The organism is Amycolatopsis ponsaeliensis, assembly GCF_030182635.1.
GTDB lineage: Bacteria > Actinomycetota > Actinomycetes > Mycobacteriales > Pseudonocardiaceae > Amycolatopsis > Amycolatopsis ponsaeliensis.
The window spans coordinates 37878-59214 of record NZ_JAPZLD010000041.1 but is presented as its reverse complement, the minus strand read 5'-3'; the positions used below and the strand labels follow the sequence as shown (position 1 = coordinate 59214).

The window sequence follows — 21337 nt, the reverse complement described above, 5'->3', positions numbered from 1 at the left end:
AAATGGACCGTCAGGGCGGGTCCCGCGGCGCGAAAGGGCCACTCGCGCCCTCCCCGCGGTGCGAAAGGGCCACTCGCACCGCCGAGCCCGTTCACCCGCCCGGCTCGAATCCCCTCCTCCCACCGCGCGCCACCCCGGACCACGACAGGCCCCCGCGGCAAACTCCCGCCCAGCGACTTCCCCGATCAGGGAATGCCCAGTTTGGTGACACCGTTTTAAAACAGTGTTACCGTAGCCTCACCCCACCTCGAAGGAGTCCCCGATGCACGGACCCACCCAGCTCTTCACCGTGATCGCCCTGGTCTCGCTCCCCACCGTCATGTACGGCGGCTACGCCCTCATGGGCGTCCTGCGCGACCGGAAGCTCACCGAACACCAGCGCGCCATGTTCCGCGCCGGCCACGCGCATGCCGGCGTCCTGCTGATCCTCGCCCTCGTCGCGCTGCAGATCCTCAGCCGGACCGATCTCTCCGATACCACCCTGTGGATCACCTGTTTCCTGCTGCTCTTCGGGATCCTCGCCCAGTCCGGTGGCTTCTTCCTGCACCTGCTCCCGAACAAGGGCAAGCTCGGCGGGCGCGTCACGTCCGTCGGTGCCGTCCTGCTCGCCGCCGGCACGCTGCTCACCGCCTACGGAGTCGCCTGACCCGGTCGTTAAGCTGGGTGACGTGCCTGAATACCTGCCGACCGCGCCCTACAAGGGGACCCGGGACTTCCTGCCCGCCGAAATGTCCGTCCGCACGCAGGTCTTCGGTCATCTCTACGACGTCCTCGAGCGCCGCGGCTTCCTTCGCTACGACGGCCCGATCCTCGAATCGGCCGAGATCTACGAGCGGAAGTCGGGCCAGGAGCTGGCCGACAAGCAGCTGTACACCCTCACCGACAAGGGTGGGCGGCGCCTCGCACTGCGGCCGGAGATGACGCCGTCGGTGGCGCGGATGATCGCCGGGAGCGCGAAGTCGCTGTCGTTCCCCGTCCGCTGGTACAGCCACCCGAACTGCCACCGGTACGAGGCGCCGCAGCGCGGCCGCGTGCGCGAGCACTGGCAGATCAACGCCGACATCTTCGGCTCGGACAGCGCCAACTGCGAGATCGAGATCTTCGAGCTCGTGCACGACATGATGGCCGCGCTGGGCGCGACGCCGGACATGTTCGTGCTGCGGGTCAACGACCGGAACCTGCTGACGTCGGCGCTCACCGACGTCGCCGGGGTTTCCGAGGACCACCTGTCCCAGGTGTTCGCGCTGGTCGACCGCTGGGAGAAGTACCCGCGCGAGAAGCTGGCGGAGAGCGCCGGGGAGATCGGGCTCTCGGACAAGCAGTTCGAGAAGCTGGCCGAGACGCTCGACATGGGCGAGGCCCTGCTCGACGAGCTGCCGGCCGAGGTGCGGGAGCAGTCGAACCTCGTGAAGGTGCTGAACAGCAGCGCCGGGTCCTTGGTGAAGTACGAGCCGATGATCGTGCGCGGGCTGGCGTACTACACGTCGACCGTGTTCGAGGTCTTCGACACCTCGCCGGAGAACCGCCGCGCCCTCTTCGGCGGCGGCCGCTACAGCGACCTCGCGTCGATGTTCACGCCGCAGCAGATCCCGGGCATCGGGTTCGGCATGGGCGACGTCACGCTGATCGACTTCCTCGAGACGCACGGCCTGGCGCCGGCCCCGCGCAGCGAGGTCGACGTCATGGTGATCCCGGTGACCGAGGACCTTTCGGACGCGGCCCGCTCGGTGGCGGCGTCACTGCGCGCCGCGGGACTCCGGACGTCGACGCCGATCGAGCACCGCAAGCTGGGCAAGGAGCTCGGCCGCGCGGACAAGGCGGGCGCGGTCGCGGTGGTGATCGTCGGCCAGGACGACTGGGCGGCCGGGAACGTCACGGTCCGCAGCCTCGCGACGCGGGAGCAGAACCCGGTCGCGATCGCGGACGCCCCCGCCGCGGTCCAGGCGCTCCTAACCTGACACCGATCTCGCGTGATTGAAGACGTGACTCGTGTGATTGGGGCCGGAACTCGCGAGTTCCGGCCCCAATCACACGAGATCCGGGTTCCGTCACGCGAGTTCCGGCCCTGATCACGCGGGGTCGGCGCGGAGCAGTCGCAACGTGAACGTGGCCCCGTCGCCGGGCCGGCCGGCTGCCGCGATCGTGCCGCCGTGGCCCGTCACCACCTCGCGGACCAGGGCCAGGCCCAAGCCGAACCGGCGGCCGTCGCCGTCGGAACCCCGGGCGAACCGCTCGAAGATGCGTTCCGCGTCCGCCGACGGGAAGCCGATGCCCGTGTCGCGGATCCGCAGCTCCACGTGCCTTTCGTCCGGCACGCCCAGCCACACCTCGATCGAGCCGCCCGGTGGGGTGTGGCCCAAGGCGTTGTCCAGCAACGCCGAAAGCACGCGCCGCAGCGCCGTCGGGACGCCCTGCACCACGTACGGCCGCCGCTCCCGCGACACCGCGAGCCGGACCTTGCCCTCCCCCGCGCGGACCGCTTCCGCCGCCACCGCTTCCTCGGCGAGCCCGCCCAGCTCCACCAGCTCGAACTCCGGCCGGTCGCACGCCTGTGCCGACAGCAGCAGGTCTTCGACGACTTCGCCGAGCTCCCGCGTCCCGCGGACCAGCTGCTCGAGGTCGTGCGCGTCGCGGCCGGACGCGCGCCGGGCCAGCAGCTGCGCGCGGGTGTGCAGCCGGGTCAGCGGGGCGCGCAGCTCGTGGGACGCGTCCGCGACGAACGTCCGCTGCCGGCGCAGCGCGTCGGCCAGGGGCCGGATCGCCCGGCAGGCCAGCACCCGGCCGCACAGCACGGCCGCGAGCAGCGCCAGCACCTCGGCGACCACCAGCCCGGACACCAGCGACGAACGGTCCTGGATCTGGTACAGCTCCTCGAAGTACGCCTGCGAAACGACACCTCCGCGGTTCTCGACGCGGATCGTGTACGTCATGCCGCCGATCGGGCGCCGTTCCGTGTGGACGTCGCCGGGCGCGGGCACCGTCGCGTTCAGCGCCGCGATCGGCATCCCGGCCGGCGGTGCGCCCGCGGGCGCGTGCAGGACCGGGGTGAACAGCCAGACGCAGCCGGGCGGGGTCGCGGCCGGCCCCAGCTCGGTCGTCCTGGCCAGCGTGCGGTCGGCCTCGGCGTGCTGCCGGGACAGCAGCATCGCGTAGGCGATCCCGCCCGCGATCGCCACGAGCATCGACACCACCACGGCGACCTGCGCGGTGATCGCCCACCGCGCCCGCCGCAGGGCTCGCTCCTCCGGGTCGGGTCTCATACGGCGCCGAGCTGGTAGCCGAGACCGTGCACGGTCCGGACGACGTCGCGGCCGAGCTTGCGCCGCAGGTAGTACACGTAGGTGTCCACAATGGACTCGCCGGTCGAGTCGGCGAAGACGTTCGTGCGCAGCGACGCGCGCGGGTGGATCGCCTTGGGTCGCTGCGCGAGTGTCCGCAGCAGTTCGAACTCCCGTCCGGACAACGTGATCCGCTCCCCTCGCGGCAGCACGACCTCGTGCCGCTGCAGGTCGAGGGCCGCCGCGCCGAGCGGAAGGCACTCCGCGCCTTCGAGGTCACGGCGGCCCAGCGCGCGCAGCCGGGCCAGCAGCTCCTCGGCCTCGAACGGCTTGACGAGGTAGTCGTCGGCACCGGCGTCGAGCCCGCCGACGCGGTCGGCGAGCTCGCCCAGCGCCGAGAGCACCAGGACGCGCGTGGTCACCGCCTGCGCGCGCAGCCGGGCGAGCAGTTCGAGGCCGTCCAGCACCGGGAGGCGCCGGTCGATGATCATCACGTCGTACCGCCCGGTGAGGCCCAGGTGCAGACCCCGCTGCCCGTCGTGCGCCTCGTCGGTTTCGTAGCCTTCGTCCGCGAGCAGCTCGGCGAGCATGCCCGCCAGCTCGCGGTCGTCTTCGACGAGCAGCACTCTCGGTTTCGTTGCCCCATCGTGCACGTACCCATACTGGCAGTGATTTTCCGAATTTGAACTATCAACTTTTCCCGGTTACCGGGACCGGTTCGGCCATCAGGAGCACCTCGGTGCTCCCCTTGCGGGTATCGCGCCGGTCGAGCCAGCTGAGCACCGGCGCCGTCATGACGGTGGTGACCAACGCGACCAGTACCAGCACCGTGAACAACGCCGGCGAGACGATCCCCGCGGCGAGCCCGACGTTGAGCGCGATCAGCTGCATCAGCCCGCGGGCGTTGATCAGCGTGCCGACGCGCAACGCGACCGGCTGCGACTCCCCCACCAGCCGCGCCGCGCCCCAGCAGGCGCCGAGCTTGCCCACGATCGCGACGACCACGCAGAGCACGGCGAACAGCAGCAGCTTCGGGTCGGCGAGCAGCGCGAACCGGGTGTTCAGGCCGGAATAGGTGAAGAACAGCGGGAGGAACACGATCCGCCCGATCGGCATGACCTTCGCGAGCACGGCGTCCGCGGCCGGCACGCGGGGGAACACGATGCCGACGCAGAAGGCGCCGAACACCGCGTACAGCCCGATGATGTCGGTGAACCAGGCGGCCGCGAACAGCGTCAGCGCCGTGATCAGCATCTTCTGGTCTGCGGAGATCCGTTCGCTGCCCATCGCCTTCGCGAGCACCCGGCGTCCGACGAGCACCAGCAGCAAGGCGAACAGCAGGCCACCGCCCACGGCCAGCGCGACCGGACCGGCCGAGCCCGCGTGCATGCCCAGCACGACGGCCAGCAGGACCCACGCCAGGACGTCGTCGAGGGCGCCGCAGGCCAGCGCGAGCGAGCCGAACCGGGTGCCGCCGAGCCCACGTTCGGTGATGATCCGGGCGAGCATCGGGAACGCGGTGATGGCCAGGGCGACCCCGACGAACGCCGCCGACGTCGCGAGCGAGACGCCGTCCTTGGCGATGCCGGCCCAGCTCGTGCCGAACACGGCGACGCCGACACCGAGCGCGAGCGGCACCACGGTGCCCGCGGCCGAGATCGCGCCGACCGACTTCGCCGAGCCGCGGATGCTGCGGAGGCTGAACTCGTACCCCGCGCCGAACATGTAGATGACCAGGCCGATCTGCCCGCCGACGTAGAGCAGCGGGCGGATGCCGTCCGGGAACAGCTCCGTCTGCACGCCCGGGAGGAGCAGCCCCAGCAGGGACGGGCCGAGCAGCACGCCGGAGATCATCTCGCCGACCACCGGCGGCTGGCCCAGCCGCACCGCGACCATGCAGACGAGCCGGCACACCACGAGGATGACCGCGACGGCGAGGAAGAACGCCGGTGCCGCTTCGGTGGGGGTCATGTCTTTCCTCCGGCGAAGTAGGTCGAGCAGAGGGCTTTCTTCCGCGCGTCGAGCACCATGTACGTGCCGAAGACGAGCTGGGCGAAGCTGCGCCAGACGTCTTCCCAGCGGTCGCGCACGGCGATCCACACCAGGGGCGCGCGCTTGCGGCGCGCACCGCGGGGCGTGAGCAGCGCCGGGCCGCGGTTCGGGATGGAGCGCGTGTGCCCGGCCGTCGAAGCGAGGCTGAACCGGCGCAGGACTTCGCGCGTCACGACCCGCATGGTCGGCGGGGCCAGGCCACGCGCCGGGCAAGCGCGGTTCTGCGCGACGCCGAACGGGATGAACTCGTCCTTGGCGGTCTGGGCCGCGAAGCCCGGGTAGCTGAAGCACAGCACGGTGCCCGCCGGGATGGTCAGGTCCGCCAGGTCGATTTCGGCGGTGGAGATCCGGTGCGCGATGCCGAACAGCGGGTACTCGCGCAGCCCGTCGTCGATGACCCGGTCCAGGTAGGCATCGTCGTCCGGGTGCTCGGCGAGGTGCCGCTGGACGTCCGGGCGCTGCGCGACGATCATCAGCAGGTGCGCCATCGCCTCGGACATCTGCACGACGGCGGTGTTGAAGAACGTGCCCTGCAGGTAGTAGGCCTGCTCCTCCGGCGTCAGGGACTGCGGCAGCGGGTGCGGGACGTCGGCGAGGCGCCGCCGCAGGTACTTCGTCAGCCGGGCCCGGCGGCGCATGTTGCGCGGCCGCACGCACTTGAGCGCCGAGACGACATCGTCGGCGTGCCCCACGATGAGGTCGCGTGCCTCGGGTGGGCACGGCTCGTCGAACACCAGCTCGTAGTAGAGCTCCGCCCAGATCGGCATCATCTCGTCGCGGAAGCGGACGAGCCCGGGCCGGACGCCGTCCAGCACGTGGGCGGCGACGCGACGGGCCAGCTCCTCGGAGTCCTTTTTGGACCGCACCAGGATGTGACGGGTGCACTTGGCGACCTCGTCGTAGCGCGGCCCGGCTTCGAGGTGCTCCTGGTGCACCTCGGGCCCGGGCGCGAGCCAGTACCAGAACAGGTCGGACAGCGCGGCGCCGCGGCTGCGGCCGTTCGCCGCCGGGTCGGCGTAGACGCGCCGGAAGTCCTCGACGCCGATCTGCTCGCCCGGGATCGTCACCACGTCCTGGCCGTTGACCAGCGAGAAGATCCGCATCCGCAGCGCCACGACCCGGCTGGGCAGCCACGCCGGCGCGGAGACGACGGCCGCGGCGGCAAGCGCTTTCCCGATCATCGCCGCACCTGGTCCGGGGTCAGATCGGCCGGGTGCCGGCCGCCGCACATAGCCAGCGCCTGGTCGAAGTCGTCACGCAGCAGCTCCAGGACCCGCGTGACGCCTTCGCGCCCGCCCGCGGCCAGGCCCCACACGACCGGGCGGCCGACGCCGACCGCGTCCGCGCCGAGGGCCACCGCCTTGACGACGTCCGTGCCGCGGCGGATCCCGCCGTCGAGCAGGACCGGGATCGCCCCGCCGACCGCCGACGCGATTTCCGGGAGGACGTCGATCGTGGCGGGCACGGTGTCGAGCTGGCGGCCGCCGTGGTTGGACACGACGATCCCGGCGACGCCGTGGTGCACCGCCAGCCGCGCGTCCTCGGGGTGGAGGACGCCCTTGATCAGCACCGGCAGCTTGGTCTTGCCCCGCAGCCACGCGATGTGGTCCCAGTTCAGCCCGGCCGACATGACGATCTCCCGGACGTGGCTCGCGTTGCCGCCACTGCGGTTTTCCCCCAGGTTGCGGAGGTTTTCCACGACCAGCCCCGACGGCAGGTCGTGGAAGTCGTTGCGGTCGTCGCGCTCGCGGCGGCCGAGCACCGGCGAGTCGACGGTCACGACGAACGCCTTGACGCCGGCGTCTTCGGCCCGGCGCACGATCGCCTCGGTGAACTCCAGGTCGGGCTGCAGGTAGAGCTGGAACCACAGGCCCGGGTCCGGCACGACCTCGCGGGCCGCCGCGGCGATGTCCTCGATCGCCGTGGTGGCGGCCATGCTGACGATCATGATCGTGCCCGCCCGGGCCGCGGCGCGGGCGGTCGCGAGCTCGCCGTCGGCGTGCGCGAGCCGGTGGAACGCGGTGGGCGCGACGAGGATCGGCATCGAGGACGACGTCCCGAGCAGCTCGATGCTCAGGTCCCGTTTGTCACTGCCGCGCAGCACCCGGGGCAGCAGCTTCAGCCGTTTGTACGCGGCTTCGTTGTCGGCCACGGTGAGCTCGTCCTGCGCGCCGCCCGCGAAGTAGTCGTAGTGCACCGGGTCGAGGCGCTGCCGGGCCGCCGCCTCGAACTCCGCGATCGTGCGCATCACAGCTCCCGGGCGAAGAACGCGGTCAGCGGTTCGACGTGCACCTCTTTGTCCCACTCGTTCTCGAGGTTCTCGGTGACGTGGTGGGTCGCGACGAGCTCGCCGCGGCGGTAGTGCCGGACGATCGGGTGCAGGTAGTGGCCTTCGCCGTGGTCGTTGGCCTGGTCCTGGGCGGCGCGCGCGACGAAGTCGAACGGGTCGATCTTGTCGTGGTCGGGGCCGTAGTCGAGGGTGACGACGTAGGCGTCGTCCGGCGGGTTCGCCAGTACCCGGTCGACCGGCACCTCTTCGAGGTAGCGGGCGGTGTCGCCGTCGATGGTGAGGACGTCGCCGAGGAAGCCGAACTGCTGGTACAGCGCGGAAGTCCGGTTGATCCGGGTGATCACGGCGTCGGTCAGCGCGTCCGGTTTGGCGGACAGCTCGGTGCTCGGCCACGGGGTGTCGTGGTAGCGCTCGTTCAGGACCTTGGCCAGCGCGCGGACGCCGTAGCGGAAGCCGTGGATGAACGCGCTCGTGGCCTTCTTGAAGTCGCGGACCTGCGTGATCGTGCCGGCGAAGTAGAGGCCGGGGACGTTGACCGACTCCCAGTCCGGCGTCTGCGCCGGGAACCGGTCGCTGATCGTGAGCTCCGGGCGGCAGTCCTCGTCGAACATCGACGCGTCGAACCGGAAGCCGGTGCAGCCGATGACGTGGTCGTAGCGGACTTCCTTGATGACCTCGTCGGCGCGGGCGAAGGCGAACTTGACGTGGTAACCGTCGGCGTCCTTGCGGATCTCGCGGACGTCGCCGTCGAGGATCGCGTGCTGGAGCTTCAGCTGGTACATGTCGAGGATGCCCGCGTTGTAGGCGCGCAGGTGCCCGACGAAGTGGGTGCGCCAGGCGAGCTTCACTGGCCGCGGGCCGCCGACGTGCACGACCGCGGCGGTCTCGATCAGGCTGTCGGCCGTCTCGAAGGCGGAGTTCCCCTTGCCCAGCACGAGAACGCGCTGGTCGGTGAAGCGCTGGGGGTCGACGTCGAAGTCCACGTACTGGTCGATCAGCTCGACGCCGGGGAACTGCGGGAGGTACGGCTTGGTGACGCCGGTGGCCATGATCAGCCGGTGCGCCCGGAATTCTTCGTCACCGGCGGTGAGGATGAAGACAGCGCTTTCCGGGTCGCGGCGGATGCGCGTCACCCGGGTGTCGTAACGGACGTCGATGTGGTGCTTCGCGACGTAGTCGGCCAGGTAGCGCAGGAGGTCCGGAGCGTCCGGGAAGAGCTTCTCGCTGTAGCCGGTGAACAAGACCGGGTCGTCGTCGCCGTCCGCGAGGATCGAGTTCCAGTCCATCCGGAGGTTGAGCTCCGGGTCGGTGTAGCCGGTGTGCTTCTTGTTGATGGAGATGAGCGTCCGGTGCCGGGGAAAGGTCTCGAAGAAGTGGCCGGGCGCGGAACCGGCCTCCAGCACCAGGTACCGGTGCCCGGCGCGGCCGAGGAACTGCCCCAGCTGCACCCCGGCGGGACCGGCCCCGACGACCAGATAATCGAGCACTTCCGCCACGACGACCTCCTGGAGCTCGGCACCGACCTTGATCGGCGCCGAGCCTGCTCCGGAGATCTCAGAAAAGGCTCAGAGTCGCACTTTCACGTGAAAGTGCCGGCCCCTGGTGGGCACTTTCACGTGAAAGTGCGCCTTACTTGCCGGCGGCGCGGGCCAGGCGTTCCGGGTAGCGCTCCCCCGCGATGGCTTCGGCGGGAGCCGCCGCCGCGATGGCCGCCAGGTCGTCCGTGGTCAGCTCCAGCGCGGCCGCGGCCACGTTCTCCTCGAGGTACGTGCGGCGCTTCGTCCCCGGGATCGGCACGACGTCCTCACCCTGGGCCTGCACCCACGCGAGCGCGAGCTGCCCCGCTGTGACGCCCTTGTCCTCGGCCAGCTTGCGCAGCGCGTCGACGATCGCCATGTTGCGGTCGAAGTTGCCCTCGGCGAAACGCGGCAGGCCGCGGCGCATGTCGTCCTCCGGCAGGTCCGCCATCGACTTCACCGCGCCGGTCAGGAAACCGCGGCCCAGCGGCGAAAACGGCACGACGCCGATGCCGAGCTCCCGGCAGGTGCCGAGGATTTCGCCCTCGATGCCGCGGGTCCACAGCGACCACTCGCTCTGCAGCGCGGTCACCGGGTGCACCGCGTGCGCGGCGCGGATCGTCGCCGCGCTCGCCTCCGAGATCCCGGCGTACCGGATCTTCCCGGCTTCCACCAGCGAAGCCAGCGCGCCCCAGGTCTCCTCGATCGGCGTGTCCGGGTCGACGCGGTGCTGGTAGTACAGGTCGATGTGGTCGACGCCGAGCCGGCGCAGCGACTCGTCGCAGCACTGCTTCACGTAGGCAGCGTCCCCGCGGGCCCCCATCGCGCCGTCGTTCCACACGATGCCGAACTTCGTCGCGAGCACGACCTCGTCGCGGCGGCCGGCGATCGCGCGGCCGACCAGCTCCTCGTTGACGCCGTTCGCGTAGACGTTCGCGGTGTCGAGCAGCGTGACGCCGAGGTCGAGGGCCCGGTGGATCGTCGCGATCGACTCTTCGTCGTTGTCGCGGACGCCGTAGGCCTGGCTCATCCCCATGCAGCCGAGTCCCTGGGCGCCGACCTCCAGGCTGCCGAGCTTCCTGGTCTTCACGCGGAAATCTCCTCCATACCGGGTGCGATGCCGGGTTCGATGCCGAGCACCTTCTGCTCGACCCGTTCGTAGTTCTCGATCTTGTAGTCCAGGATGTCGAGGCAGCCCTGCAGCTCGGCGATCCGCTCGGCGACCGATCGCCGCTGGTCCACCAGCAGGGCCTTGCGGCGGCCCGCGCTGGCGACGCCGTGGCGGCGCAGCGACGCGTACTCGCGCATGCTCTTGATGGGCATCCCGGTGGTGCGCAGCTTGGTCAGGAACCCCAGCCAGCCGAGGTCGTCGTCGGAGTAGGCCCGGCGGCCCGCGGTGTCCCGTGCGGGCGGGTCGAGCAGTTTGATGCGCTCGTAGTACCGGAGAGTGTCGATGGACAGTCCGCTACGTCGCGCGGCTTCCGCTATCGAGTAGCTCATGACCTCGACACTACGACCTGGAGTGCACTCCAGGTCAAATCCTCGTTCTGGTCAAAAATAACAGCGTTCCGATACGCTGTGTGCATGGCTCGACCACGGACACACGACGAAGCGCTCCGGCTGAAGCTCCTCGACCGCGCCGGGGAGCTCATCGCCGCCGACGGGCCGAAGGCGCTTTCCCTGCGGAAGCTGGCCGCCGACGCCGGGACGTCGACCACCGCCGTGTACTCCCTCTTCGGCAGCAAACCCGATCTGGTGAACGCCCTCTACACCGAAGGCTTCCGCCGCTTCGGCGCCCGGATGGCCGGCACCGTCCTGACCGGCGACCCGGTCGACGACCTCGTCGCGCTCGGCAGCGCCTACCGCACCAGCGCGCTGGCCGACCCCAACCTGTACGGGATCATGTTCACCAGGTCGGTGCCCGGGTTCGAGCCCAACGAAGACGCCGAGAAGCTGGCCCGGAAGACCCTCGAGCCCCTGGAAGCGATCATCCGTCGCGCGATTGCCGACGGCGTCTTCCTCGACGTCCCGCCCGAGACGGTCGCGGTCGGCTGCTGGGCCTTCGTGCACGGGCTCGTCTCGCTCGAGCTGACCGGCAACCTGCCGGAGGAGTTCGACGTCACGAACTCCTACGAGACGGCTTTGCGCGCGAACGCCTCCGGCTGGCTGCGGCCTCACAACAGCATGAGCGACCCGTCGTAGACGACCTTGCCCTGGGCGTCGCGGGCCTGGACGTGGACCTTCGCCAGCGGGTCGAGGTGGATGTTCCGCGGGACCCAAGTGGCGACCATGCCATCGACGACGCCGACCTGGACGCTCGTCCCGATGCCGAAGTCGATGGTCGCCTCGGTCGCCGTCGTGGGCAGCGCCGCCGTGTACGGGCGGCGTGCCTTCCCCTGTTCCGCCTCCGACTCGGTCCCGCCCAGGGTGTCCACGATCAGGGTGCGCGCCGGCGAGGGCTGCGGCCCGGTGAAGTCGAAGTAGGAGTTGGACTTCGTCGTCCCCGGCCGCTTGCGGTCGGGCTGGGTCGCGCAGACCACGACCCGCTCGCCGTGGCGGCCGAGGACCACCCGGTAGCCGTCGGCCTCGAGCACCGGCCCCGGCGCGTACGCCGCGGCGTCCGGGATCACCTCCATCTCCGCGGCGGCCAGGCATTCGCCCAGCGCCCGGCCCGCCGGTGACGTCCGGTCGGCGGTCACCGGCCGGTCGACGACCGACAGCAGGGCTGGTGGCGCCGCGGGCAGCGTCTTCGAGTCCCCCGCCATGGGCTTGCCCACGGTGAGCGTCGTGCGCGCCGGGTCGCTCCGGGTCTCCCCGATGAACTGGTGCGTCACCGGGGAGACGGAGATGGCCTGCGTCATGTTGTCCCCGCTCGCGGTCCGCGAGTCGAGGAAGGCACCCGACGCGGCCGGGTCGAGGACCCCGCCGACCATGCCGGTCGCGCTCTGCAGCAGCAGCCCGGTGCGGGTGCCCGGCACGTACGCGGGGGTGGCTCCCGGGTCCGACAGCGTCACGGTCGTGTCGGTGGTCTCGCAGAACATCGGCTTGCCCGCGGCGGTCGTCGCGACTGCCGTGTCCGCCCCGAAAACCTCCGTGAACAGCGGGACCCACTCCTCGCGCGGCGGCACGCGGTCCGTCTTGCCCGCTGCCCGCACGGCCGCCCAGCAGCGGTCGAGCGCGGTCGTCGCCACCTTCGCGTCGAGGGTGAGGCGGTTGCCGGGGTCCGGGGCCGGCGGCGGGCCCGCGACGGGCTGCTGCCGGATCACGTGCGTCGCGACGACCGCGCCCGCGGCCAGCACGACGACGGCCGCCGCGGCGACGTACCAGACCTGCCTGGTCCGCCGGGGTTTCCCGACACCGGCGCGGACCTCGGCGCGCAGCCGGTCGCGGACGTCGTCGGGCATGGCGCGCCGCGGCGGGAGCCCTCGGAGGTCGTCGCTCATTTCTCCTCCAGCAGGGTGCGCAGCCGGGTGCGAGCCCGGGACAGGTGGGCGCGGACGGTGACCTCGGCGACGGTCAGCAGCTCGGCCGCGTCGGCGACGCTCAGGTCGCCGAGCAGGCACAGTTCGACGACGGCGCGCTGCGACTTCGGCAGCGTCCGCACGGCTTCGACGATCTCGCGCAGCCGCTGCTCGCCGTCGATCCGCGCGGCCACCGCGTCGGCGTGGTCCGACACGACCGGTGGGTCCGGGATCTTGTGGAGCAGCCGCAGCCGCCGTCTCGCGCCGCGGTGTTCGTCGCGGGCGGCGTTGCCGGCCACCGTGTAGAGCCACGGCAGGGCGCTGTCCCGGATCAGCGTCACGTCGGCGCGGCGGCGCCAGGCGGTCAGGAAGGTGTTCGAGGTGAGGTCCTCCGCGGCGGACCACGAGCCGGTCAGCCGGTAGGCGTGGTTCCAGACGGCTTCGGCGTGCCGCTCGAAGAGTTCGCCGAAAGCCGCTTCGTCGCCGCTGGAGGCCCGGTCCCACAGTGCGCGATCACCGACAGCTCGATCACCCGGTGCCCCGTCATCCACCCGTACCCCCGTCGCATGGCTGGTCACACCCCTCAGTGGCCGGCACCGCCCCGGATGTTGCGCACAACTTCCGCGAACCGGGCGGCCACTTCCGGTCGTGATCATGGAGCAGGTCCGGACCACGGACAAGCAGACCCGAGCCTGGCGGCTTCCGGCGGCGGTCGCGTGCGTGTCGGCGGCGGTGTTCCTGCTGGCCCGGCCGCACCTCGTCGACGACACGTTCATCACGCTCGCCTACGCGCGCAACCTCGCGTTCCACGGGCACTGGGGACTGCTGGCCGACGCGACGTCGAACTCGGCGACGTCACCGGCGAACGTTCTGGCCTTGGCCGCGCTGACCTTCGTGGTGCGGGACGCCGTCTTCGCGGCCGGAGTGCTGTATGTGCTGTGCCAGGTCGCGCTCGTCCTGGCCCTGCGCCGGCTCAGCACGGCGTTGCCGCGCTGGTTCCCGGCACTGGCGTTCGCGGCGCTGACGGTGAACCCGCTGCTGCTCTCGTCGATCGGGCTGGAGGTCGCGCTGGGCGCCGCGGTCCTCGGGTGGGTGGCGGTGTTCGCCGTCGAACGACGGCCGTTCGCGTTCGGGCTGAGCGCCGGCGCCCTCGCGCTCGTGCGGCTGGACCTGCTGATCTTCGCCGTGGTCCTGGGTTTCTCGCTGCGTTCCGGACGAGCTGTGCTCGGGGCCGCGCTCGTCGCCGTGCCGTGGTTCGTCTTCAGCTGGGTCGTGCTCGGCGCGGCGGTGCCCGACACGTTCGTGATCAAGACGCTGCAAGGTGCGCAACGGACTTGGGGTGACTGGACCTTCGCCAACGGCCCGCTCTTCTACGCCCGGACGGCGCCGTGGGCGACGGTGCTGTCCTTCCTGCCGCTCGCGGCACTCCCCTTGGCGCTCCGGCGGTCGCCCGCACTCCGGCCGTTCGCGCTCCTGGCCCTGGGTGGCGTGCTCTACCACGGGATGTACGTGCTGCTGACGGTTCCGCCGTACCACTGGTACTACGGCCCGGGGATCACCGCGGCGACGCTGTTCGCCTGCGCATGGGCGGCTTCGAGCCGGATCACGACCGGCGCGGTCCTCGCACTGGTGGCCGCGAGCGTGGTCGCGTACGCGGCGCCGGGACTGCCCCGGGAGTTCGCGCCACTGACGTCCAACTACGCCTCGACCGCGAAGTACGCCGAGATCGGCCGCGACCTCCACGCGCTGGCCGGGTCACGCGTCGTCGGCAGCGCCGGGGAGATCGGCGTGCTGGCCTACACGTGCGAGTGCGCGATCGTCGACGTCTTCGCCGACCGCGGCCTGCTCCCCGCGGCCATCGACGCCCGCGGCGCCGGCGACCGCTGGGTCCGCGCGGCGCTGCGGGTGGACTACGCGTTCTTCGACTTCGACGTCCGGCCGCGGCGGCCCGACCTGGTGCTCCGCCGGTTGCCTTCACCGCCGCCGGACGCCCTCGCGCACTGGACCATCGACGCGCCGACGTTGGGCAGGCAAGAGCTTTACTTGGTGCCGTCCTGAGGGAACTGCGCGTCGGTCAGGTCGAGTTCCTGGTGATCGCCACCGTCGAAGTCGGCTCCCTCGTCGAAGACCGTGCGCGAGAACTCGAACCGGCCCCCCGAGCGGATCCGGGTGAAGCGGACGTTGCCGGCGAAGTGTGCCCGGGAGAAGAAAGCGCCTTCCTCGAAGACCGAGCGATCGAAGTTCACGATGTCGAGGAACTCCGTGCCGTAGAACCCCACCTGGTGGGTGAAGTGTGTGCCGCGGATGTGGAGCTGGCCGACGAACCGGGCGCGGCTGAAGTCGGCGGCGGCCAGGGTGCACCCGCTCAGCCGGAAGTCGACGAGAGTGGCTCGCTGCAGGTCGATCGACATCCCCGGCCAGTAGCCCGCCGCGTCGTGGCTCAGGTGCGTCTTGAGCAGCTCCTGCACGGCGAGCCGGACGAAGAGTTCACTCTCCTCGGGGTCGTCGGCCAGGTCGCTTGCCGCACTGCCCCTGAGCCCGATGACCGGGCCCTTGAACGGCATCCGCAGGTACGCGCACAGCACGTTCACGATCGTCTGGCGCTGCTTCGGGTTGTCCTGCCCGAGCCGCTCCAGCGCGTAGAGCCCGCCGAACCGCACCGGCGCCTTGTCGCTGCCGAGCTGCTCGACGGCCTTCGTGTACAGCTCGGTGACCCGCCGCTCCTCGAGGTCGCGTTCGGTCACGCCCGCGACGCGGGTCGTCTCGGTGAGCTGCAGTTCCATCGTGCGCTGGCGGCGCGTCGCCAGCCACAGCGCGAACACGCCGCCCGCGCCCGCGCCGATGCCGAACGCCGTCTTGACGGCGTCGATGCGCACCGGCGCGTCCGGCGACCCGGACCAGCCCAGCAGCAGCCACAGCAGGCCGGCGGTGACGACCGCGACCACCCCGGCGGCCGCGGCCACCCACCGCCACTTGAGGAGGGGCAAGGCCTTAGACGGCGCCGTACTGGCGGTCGCCCGCGTCGCCGAGGCCCGGGACGATGAAGCCCGAGTCGTTGAGGCGCTCGTCGATGCTGGCGGTGACGACGCGGACGGGCAGGCCGGTCTTTTCCAGGTGCGCCAGGCCTTCCGGCGCGGCCAGGGCGCAGATGGCCGTGACGTCGGCGGCGCCGCGGTCGGTGAGCAGCCGGATCGTGTACTCCATCGAGCCGCCGGTGGCGAGCATCGGGTCGAGCACCAGCACCGGCCGGTCGGCGAGCGACTCCGGCAGCGATTCGAGGTACGGCGTCGGCTTCAGCGTCTCCTCGTCGCGCGCGAGGCCGACGAAGCCCATCTGCGCGTCCGGGATCAGCTTGTGCGCCTGGTCGGCCATGCCGAGGCCGGCCCGCAGCACCGGGACGAGCAGCGGCGGCTTGGCCAGCTTGTAGCCCTCGGTGCGCGCGACCGGCGTGTGGATCCGCTCGGTCTTGACCGGCACGTCGCGCGTGGCTTCGTAGACCAGCATGACGGTCAGCTCGTGCAGCGCGGCCCGGAACGCGGCGCTGTCCGTGCGCGCGTCGCGCATCGTGGAGAGCCGGGCCTTCGCGAGGGGGTGATCGACGACGTGCACATCCATGCGGGTCAATCTAGCCGTCCCGCGAACCTTTTCACCCAGCCGCGCTGCCAGGGTGTTTCGACGGCGCGTTCGTTGTAGTGCTCCCGCACCCACGCGATCGCTTCGTCCGCGGGGACACCGGAGAGGATCGCCAGGCAGGACATCACCGTGCCGGTCCGCCCGGCACCGCCGTAGCAGGCGACTTCGACCGTTTCGACCTTGGCTCGTTCGTGGAGCGCCTTGATCTGACGGCGTGCCTCCGCGGGTTTGACGGGCAGCAGGAAGTCCGGCCAGGTGACCCATTCGTGCGGCCAGGTGATGCCCCCGCCGTGCTTGCGCCGCAACCGGCTCGTCCCCAGGTACAGCCCGAAGTCCGGTTCGGATTCGTCCGGTCGCGGGCGACCCAGCCCGCGGCCGCGGACCCGGACGCCGTCCGGGAATACCACTGTCTTCGACCCCATCGGGTCAGTGTCCTCCGGAAGGTGGACACGCAGGGTGGTTTTCGCCGCTAAGCTCCGCCGGGTGAGCGAACTGACGCCCGACCAGATGAGGGCTTCCGACGCGGACCGCGAGCGCGTCGCGCAGGTGCTGCACAACGCCCTTTCGGAAGGGCGGATCACCGTGAACGAGCTGGAAGAGCGGCTCACGACGGTCTACGCGGCGAAATTGGTGGGCGAGCTCAAGCCGGTGACGGCGGACCTGCCGACGTCCTCCGCCGCTCTCGAGGCGGCGCCGACGCGGGCACTGGGCTTCCCCGACCAGCGCATCGGCGGCCACCCGGGCTCCCCGGTGTCGATCGGCGTGATGTCCGGCGCGGTCCGCAAGGGCAGCTGGGTCCTGCCCCCGCAGCACACGAGCTTCGCGTTCTGGGGCGGCGCGGAGATCGACCTGCGCCAGGCCCGGTTCGCGGACCGCCAGTGCACGATCACGGCGGTCGCGATCATGGGCGGCATCACGATCACGGTCCCGGACGACATCAACGTGGACGTGACGGGCATCGGCTTCATGGGGGGCTTCGTCCTGGAGGACAAGTCGGGAGCACCCCCGGCACCGCCGACGGCTCCCACGGTGAAGATCAACGGACTGGGCTTCTGGGGCGGGGTCGTCGTCTACCGGAAGCCGGCTCAGCGGTCCGAGCCACCGCAGATCGAAGGGGCTTAGAGCAGCTCGGCGAGGTCGACGTTCACCGTGAAGGGGTCGGTCACGGTGAACGGCCCGTCGTGTACGGCGGCCGGCGCGTAGGTCTTGGTGGACGGATCGAGCTCGTACCGGAATACCCGGACCTTCTCCAGGTCGTCGGTGTTTTCGATCCGCCAGAAGTGCCGGATCCCGCCGGCGGCGTACTCAGCGGGCTTGTCGATCCGGTCGGCCGTGACCGAGCCGGGAGACATGAGTTCCACCACGAGCACGCAGTGCTCGGCCCTCAGCACGAACTCGTCGGGCAGTGCCGAGTCGTAGATCACGATGTCCGGCCGTCGGTTCAGGAGCGGCACGTCACGCAGCCGCAGGTCGACGTCCGTCGACACCTCGAGGCCGGGGCCGCACGCCGCTTCCAGCGCGTTCGCGAGCCGCCGAGCGAAGATCTGGCGCGAACGGCGCGGGGCCGGGTTCACGACGATGGCTCCATCAACGATTTCGATGCGGCGGCAGACCTCTTCCGGCAACGCTTCGTAATCGTCCGCGCTCAATCCGGACACTGACAGTAACATCCAGTCGGGCAGAGCGGTCATGCTCTCCCTCCCATCATCACTGCCGAGATTGATCACAAGTCCGTATACAGACTATCGGACCCACTCGAACCGGGACACCGCGAAGTGTCGGACCCGCCGCCTAGACTCAGGCCCATGACAGCCACGACCAGCACGTCAGCGGCGCCGGCCACCCCGGCACCGCTGGTGGACGCGACTCGCGACGACGCGAGCCTGCGCCGCTTCCTGCTCGGGCTGCCCGGTGTCGACCAGGTCGGCGTCGAGCAGCGCGCGGCGGGCCTCGGCACGCGCAGCATCAAGAAGGACGCCAAGCGGTGGGCCATCGACACCGCCATCTCCATGGTCGACCTGACCACCCTGGAGGGCGCCGACACCCACGGCAAGGTCCGGGCGCTGGCCGCGAAGGCCGTCCGCCCCGACCCCGAACGCCAGGACACCCCGCGCGTCGCCGCCGTTTGCGTGTACCCGGACATGGTCGCCACCGCCGTCGAAGCACTGAAGGGCAGCGGCGTGCACGTCGCGAGCGTCGCGACCGGCTTCCCCGCCGGCCGCACCTCGCGGGAGATCAAGCTGGCCGACACCAAGATCGCCGTCGATGCCGGCGCGCACGAAGTCGACATGGTGATCGACCGCGGCGCCTTCCTCGAAGGCCGCTACATGGACGTCTTCGAGGAGATCCAGGCCATCAAGGCCGCCTGCGGCGACGCCCACCTGAAGGTCATCCTCGAGACCGGCGAGCTGGCGACCTACGACAACGTGCGGCGCGCGTCGTGGCTGGCGCTGCTGGCCGGCGGTGACTTCATCAAGACGTCCACCGGCAAGGTCTCCCCCGCCGCGACGCTGCCGGTCACGCACATCATGTTGCAGGCCGTGCACGACTGGCACGTCCAGACCGGCGAGCTGCGCGGCGTCAAGCCCGCGGGCGGCATCCGGACCACGAAGGACGCGATCAAGTACCTCGTCGCGGTGCACGAGGTCGCCGGCGAGCAGTGGCTGGTCCCGGACCTCTTCCGCTTCGGCGCGTCCAGCCTGCTCAACGACCTGCTGCTGCAGCGCCGCACCCAGGTGGACGGCCACTACAGCGGCCCCGACTACGTGACGGTGGACTGATGCCTGTTTTCGAGTACGCACCGGCGCCCGAGTCGCGCGCCATCGCGAACCTGAAGGACCACTACAAGCCGTTCATCAACGGCGAGTTCGTCGACGGCTCGGGTGAGCCGCTCAAGACGATCAACCCGGCCACCGAAGAGGTACTGGCCGAGGTCGGCACGGCGTCGAAGTCCGATGTGGACATCGCGGTCAAGGCCGCGCGCAAGGCGTACGACACCGTCTGGTCGAAGATGCCGGGCACCGAGCGCGCGAAGTACCTCTTCCGCATCGCGCGGCTGATCCAGGAGCGTTCGCGCGAGCTGGCGGTGCTGGAGAGCCTCGACAACGGCAAGCCGATCAAGGAGTCGCGCGACTCCGACATCCCGACCGCGGCGGCGCACTTCTTCTACCACGCCGGCTGGGCCGACAAGCTGGATTACGCGGGCTACGGCCCCAATCCGCGGCCGCTGGGCGTCGCGGGCCAGATCATCCCGTGGAACTTCCCGCTGCTGATGCTGGCCTGGAAGATCGCCCCGGCGCTCGCCACCGGCAACACGGTGGTGCTGAAGCCGGCCGAGACGACGCCGTTGACCGCGCTGGTGTTCGCGGAGATCTGCCGGCAGGCCGAGCTGCCACCGGGCGTGGTCAACATCCTGCCGGGCGCGGGCGACATCGGTGCGTCCATTGTGGAGCACGCGGGCATCGACAAGATCGCGTTCACCGGCTCGACCGAGGTCGGCAAGGCGATCCAGCGCGAGGTCGCGGGCACGCCGAAGAAGCTGACGCTGGAGCTGGGCGGCAAGGCCGCGAACATCGTGTTCGAGGACGCGCCGCTAGACCAGGCCATCGAAGGCATCGTCAACGGCATCTTCTTCAACCAGGGCCACGTCTGCTGCGCGGGCTCGCGGCTGCTGGTGCAGGAGTCCGTCGCCGAAGAGGTGCTGGAGAAGCTGCGCTACCGCGTCTCGACGCTGCGCGTCGGCGACCCGCTGGACAAGAACACCGACGTCGGCGCGATCAACTCGGCCGAGCAGCTGGCGAAGATCCGCGGGCTCGTCGAGTCCGGCGACGCCGAGGGCGCGCAGCGCTGGACCAGCCCGTGCCCGGTGCCGGACCGCGGGTTCTTCTTCGCCCCGACGGTGTTCGCGAACGTCCAGCAGTCGATGCGGATCGCGCGCGAGGAGATCTTCGGGCCGGTGCTGTCGGTGCTGACGTTCCGCACGCCGGACGAGGCTGTCTCGAAGGCCAACAACACGCCGTACGGGCTTTCGGCCGGCATCTGGACCGAAAAGGGCTCCCGGATCCTGTGGATGGCGAACCAGCTGCGCGCGGGCGTGGTCTGGGCCAACACGTTCAACCGCTTCGACCCCACCGCCCCCTTCGGCGGCTACCAGGAATCCGGCTTCGGGCGCGAAGGCGGCCGCACCGGGCTGGAGGCATATCTCGATGTCTGATCGCATTTCCGTCGCGAAGACGTACAAGCTGTATGTCGGCGGCAAGTTCCCGCGTTCGGAGTCCGGCCGGGTGTACCCGGTGACGGACGCGAAGGGCAAGTTCCTGGCCAACGCGGCGCACGCATCCCGCAAGGACGTCCGCGACGCGGTGGTGGCGGCCCGCAAGGCGTTCCCGGGCTGGGCGGCGGCGACGGCGTACAACCGCGGCCAGGTGCTGTACCGGGTGGCCGAGGTGCTGGAGGGCCGCCGCGACCAGTTCATCGCGGAGGTTTCGGCATCCGAGGGCCTGTCGGCGAAGAAGGCCGAGTCCACAGTGGACGCGGCGATCGACCGCTGGGTCTGGTACGCGGGCTGGACGGACAAGATCGCCTCGGTCCTGGGGTCGGCCAACCCGGTGGCGGGGCCGTACTTCTCGTTCACGGTCCCGGAGCCGACCGGCGTGGTGGGCATCCTGGCGCCGCAGGGGTCGTCGTTGCTGGGCTTGGTCGAGGTCTTGGCCCCGGTCCTGGCGACGGGTTCGACGGCGGTGGTGGTGTCGAGCGCGGAGAGGCCCCTGCCGGCGATCACGCTGTCGGAGGTCCTGGCAACGTCGGACGTCCCGGGCGGAGTGGCGAACATCCTGACGGGGCGGGCGTCGGAGCTGGGGTCGTGGCTGGCCTCGCACGGTGACGTCAACGCGCTGGACCCGACGGGTGCCACGCCTGCTGAGCGTGTGGAGTTGGCCCGCGAAGCGGCGAACACGGTGAAGCGGGTGCTGACGGTCCCGGCGGCCGAGCCGGACTGGACGTCGGCGCCGGACTTGACCAGGTTGCGGCGGTACCTGGAGGCGAAGACGGTCTGGCACCCGCTGGGCGTCTGAGTTCCCGAACGGAGGTCACCACCCGGACGAACCC

22 protein-coding genes are annotated in these 21337 nt (G+C 70.7%); 8 read left to right on the top strand and 14 right to left on the bottom strand.

Translation table 11 applies throughout. The annotated features are described in order from the left end of the window. Window positions 1–262: 262 nt before the first annotated feature. Both QQ657_RS42380 and hisS read left to right on the top strand, forming a co-directional pair. Entirely contained in the window at window positions 263–646 is a 384-nt protein-coding gene (locus QQ657_RS42380; RefSeq protein ID WP_284748013.1) for a hypothetical protein, read from the top strand. A 22-nt stretch (window positions 647–668) separates the two neighbouring features. After that, on the top strand, window positions 669–1958 hold the full coding sequence (gene hisS / locus QQ657_RS42375) for a histidine--tRNA ligase (RefSeq protein ID WP_284748012.1): 1290 nt from the start codon (window positions 669–671) through the stop codon (window positions 1956–1958). Between the two features lie 111 nt (window positions 1959–2069). Here the strand turns inward: hisS and QQ657_RS42370 are convergent, their stop codons facing one another. The 8 genes from QQ657_RS42370 to QQ657_RS42335 form a co-directional block, all read right to left on the bottom strand. Further along, window positions 2070–3260, bottom strand: a complete 1191-nt coding sequence (locus QQ657_RS42370) for a sensor histidine kinase (protein ID WP_284748011.1) — start codon at window positions 3258–3260, stop codon at window positions 2070–2072. Then, the gene (locus QQ657_RS42365) at window positions 3257–3904 is read right to left on the bottom strand and encodes a response regulator transcription factor (RefSeq protein ID WP_284748010.1); all 648 of its coding nucleotides are present in this window, start codon (window positions 3902–3904) and stop codon (window positions 3257–3259) included. Before QQ657_RS42365 ends, QQ657_RS42370 begins: the two co-directional genes overlap by 4 nt. A gap of 64 nt (window positions 3905–3968) precedes the next feature. After that, window positions 3969–5249 (bottom strand): cation:proton antiporter, encoded by a 1281-nt coding sequence (locus QQ657_RS42360; protein ID WP_284748009.1) that lies wholly within the window; start codon window positions 5247–5249, stop codon window positions 3969–3971. Then, the gene (locus tag QQ657_RS42355) at window positions 5246–6511 is read right to left on the bottom strand and encodes a cytochrome P450 family protein (RefSeq protein WP_284748008.1); all 1266 of its coding nucleotides are present in this window, start codon (window positions 6509–6511) and stop codon (window positions 5246–5248) included. Before QQ657_RS42355 ends, QQ657_RS42360 begins: the two co-directional genes overlap by 4 nt. Next, on the bottom strand, window positions 6508–7578 hold the full coding sequence (locus tag QQ657_RS42350) for an alpha-hydroxy acid oxidase (protein WP_284748007.1): 1071 nt from the start codon (window positions 7576–7578) through the stop codon (window positions 6508–6510). Before QQ657_RS42350 ends, QQ657_RS42355 begins: the two co-directional genes overlap by 4 nt. Then, window positions 7578–9116 (bottom strand): NAD(P)-binding domain-containing protein, encoded by a 1539-nt coding sequence (locus QQ657_RS42345; protein ID WP_284748006.1) that lies wholly within the window; start codon window positions 9114–9116, stop codon window positions 7578–7580. Before QQ657_RS42345 ends, QQ657_RS42350 begins: the two co-directional genes overlap by 1 nt. A 133-nt stretch (window positions 9117–9249) precedes the next feature. After that, window positions 9250–10173, bottom strand: a complete 924-nt coding sequence (locus QQ657_RS42340; protein WP_284748064.1) for an aldo/keto reductase — start codon at window positions 10171–10173, stop codon at window positions 9250–9252. A gap of 50 nt (window positions 10174–10223) precedes the next feature. Beyond that, entirely contained in the window at window positions 10224–10637 is a 414-nt protein-coding gene (locus QQ657_RS42335; RefSeq protein ID WP_284748005.1) for a MerR family transcriptional regulator, read from the bottom strand. 84 nt (window positions 10638–10721) lie between these two features. On the opposite strand from QQ657_RS42335, the gene QQ657_RS42330 reads away from it, so the two are divergent. Beyond that, entirely contained in the window at window positions 10722–11339 is a 618-nt protein-coding gene (locus QQ657_RS42330) for a TetR/AcrR family transcriptional regulator (protein WP_284748004.1), read from the top strand. Here the strand turns inward: QQ657_RS42330 and QQ657_RS42325 are convergent. Both QQ657_RS42325 and QQ657_RS42320 read right to left on the bottom strand, forming a co-directional pair. Beyond that, the gene (locus tag QQ657_RS42325) at window positions 11312–12580 is read right to left on the bottom strand and encodes a hypothetical protein (protein WP_284748003.1); all 1269 of its coding nucleotides are present in this window, start codon (window positions 12578–12580) and stop codon (window positions 11312–11314) included. The two genes, QQ657_RS42330 and QQ657_RS42325, sit on opposite strands and share 28 nt — an antisense overlap. Further along, on the bottom strand, window positions 12577–13149 hold the full coding sequence (locus tag QQ657_RS42320; RefSeq protein ID WP_284748002.1) for an RNA polymerase sigma factor: 573 nt from the start codon (window positions 13147–13149) through the stop codon (window positions 12577–12579). The genes QQ657_RS42325 and QQ657_RS42320 overlap by 4 nt, the downstream gene beginning before the upstream one ends. Before the next feature lie 103 nt (window positions 13150–13252). Between QQ657_RS42320 and QQ657_RS42315 the strand changes: the two genes are divergently transcribed. Then, window positions 13253–14656 (top strand): hypothetical protein, encoded by a 1404-nt coding sequence (locus tag QQ657_RS42315; protein WP_284748001.1) that lies wholly within the window; start codon window positions 13253–13255, stop codon window positions 14654–14656. Here QQ657_RS42315 and QQ657_RS42310 read toward each other — a convergent pair. Genes QQ657_RS42310 through QQ657_RS42300 form a run of 3 tightly spaced genes read right to left on the bottom strand, consistent with a single transcriptional unit; the run spans window position 14638 to window position 16653 of the window. After that, the gene (locus QQ657_RS42310; RefSeq protein ID WP_284748000.1) at window positions 14638–15585 is read right to left on the bottom strand and encodes a pentapeptide repeat-containing protein; all 948 of its coding nucleotides are present in this window, start codon (window positions 15583–15585) and stop codon (window positions 14638–14640) included. The genes QQ657_RS42315 and QQ657_RS42310 overlap by 19 nt on opposite strands. Before the next feature lie 4 nt (window positions 15586–15589). After that, entirely contained in the window at window positions 15590–16213 is a 624-nt protein-coding gene (gene upp, locus QQ657_RS42305; protein WP_284747999.1) for a uracil phosphoribosyltransferase, read from the bottom strand. A 5-nt stretch (window positions 16214–16218) separates the two neighbouring features. Beyond that, window positions 16219–16653, bottom strand: a complete 435-nt coding sequence (locus tag QQ657_RS42300; RefSeq protein ID WP_284747998.1) for a protein-tyrosine phosphatase family protein — start codon at window positions 16651–16653, stop codon at window positions 16219–16221. Between the two features lie 85 nt (window positions 16654–16738). Here QQ657_RS42300 and QQ657_RS42295 point away from each other — a divergent pair, with 85 nt between their 5' ends. Beyond that, window positions 16739–17353 carry a DUF1707 SHOCT-like domain-containing protein gene (locus QQ657_RS42295; RefSeq protein WP_284748063.1) on the top strand — a complete coding sequence of 205 codons (615 nt, stop codon included), beginning with the start codon at window positions 16739–16741 and terminating at the stop codon, window positions 17351–17353. Here QQ657_RS42295 and QQ657_RS42290 read toward each other — a convergent pair. Next, on the bottom strand, window positions 17350–17922 hold the full coding sequence (locus tag QQ657_RS42290; protein WP_284747997.1) for a Uma2 family endonuclease: 573 nt from the start codon (window positions 17920–17922) through the stop codon (window positions 17350–17352). The genes QQ657_RS42295 and QQ657_RS42290 overlap by 4 nt on opposite strands. A gap of 114 nt (window positions 17923–18036) precedes the next feature. On the opposite strand from QQ657_RS42290, the gene deoC reads away from it, so the two are divergent. The 3 genes from deoC to QQ657_RS42275 are packed head-to-tail and all read left to right on the top strand — an operon-like array spanning window position 18037 to window position 21303. Further along, window positions 18037–19011 carry a deoxyribose-phosphate aldolase gene (gene deoC / locus QQ657_RS42285; RefSeq protein WP_284747996.1) on the top strand — a complete coding sequence of 325 codons (975 nt, stop codon included), beginning with the start codon at window positions 18037–18039 and terminating at the stop codon, window positions 19009–19011. Beyond that, window positions 19011–20444, top strand: coding sequence for an aldehyde dehydrogenase family protein (locus QQ657_RS42280; RefSeq protein ID WP_284747995.1), 1434 nt, complete (start codon window positions 19011–19013; stop codon window positions 20442–20444). Before deoC ends, QQ657_RS42280 begins: the two co-directional genes overlap by 1 nt. Further along, window positions 20437–21303 carry an aldehyde dehydrogenase family protein gene (locus tag QQ657_RS42275; RefSeq protein WP_284747994.1) on the top strand — a complete coding sequence of 289 codons (867 nt, stop codon included), beginning with the start codon at window positions 20437–20439 and terminating at the stop codon, window positions 21301–21303. Before QQ657_RS42280 ends, QQ657_RS42275 begins: the two co-directional genes overlap by 8 nt. Window positions 21304–21337: the final 34 nt, after the last annotated feature.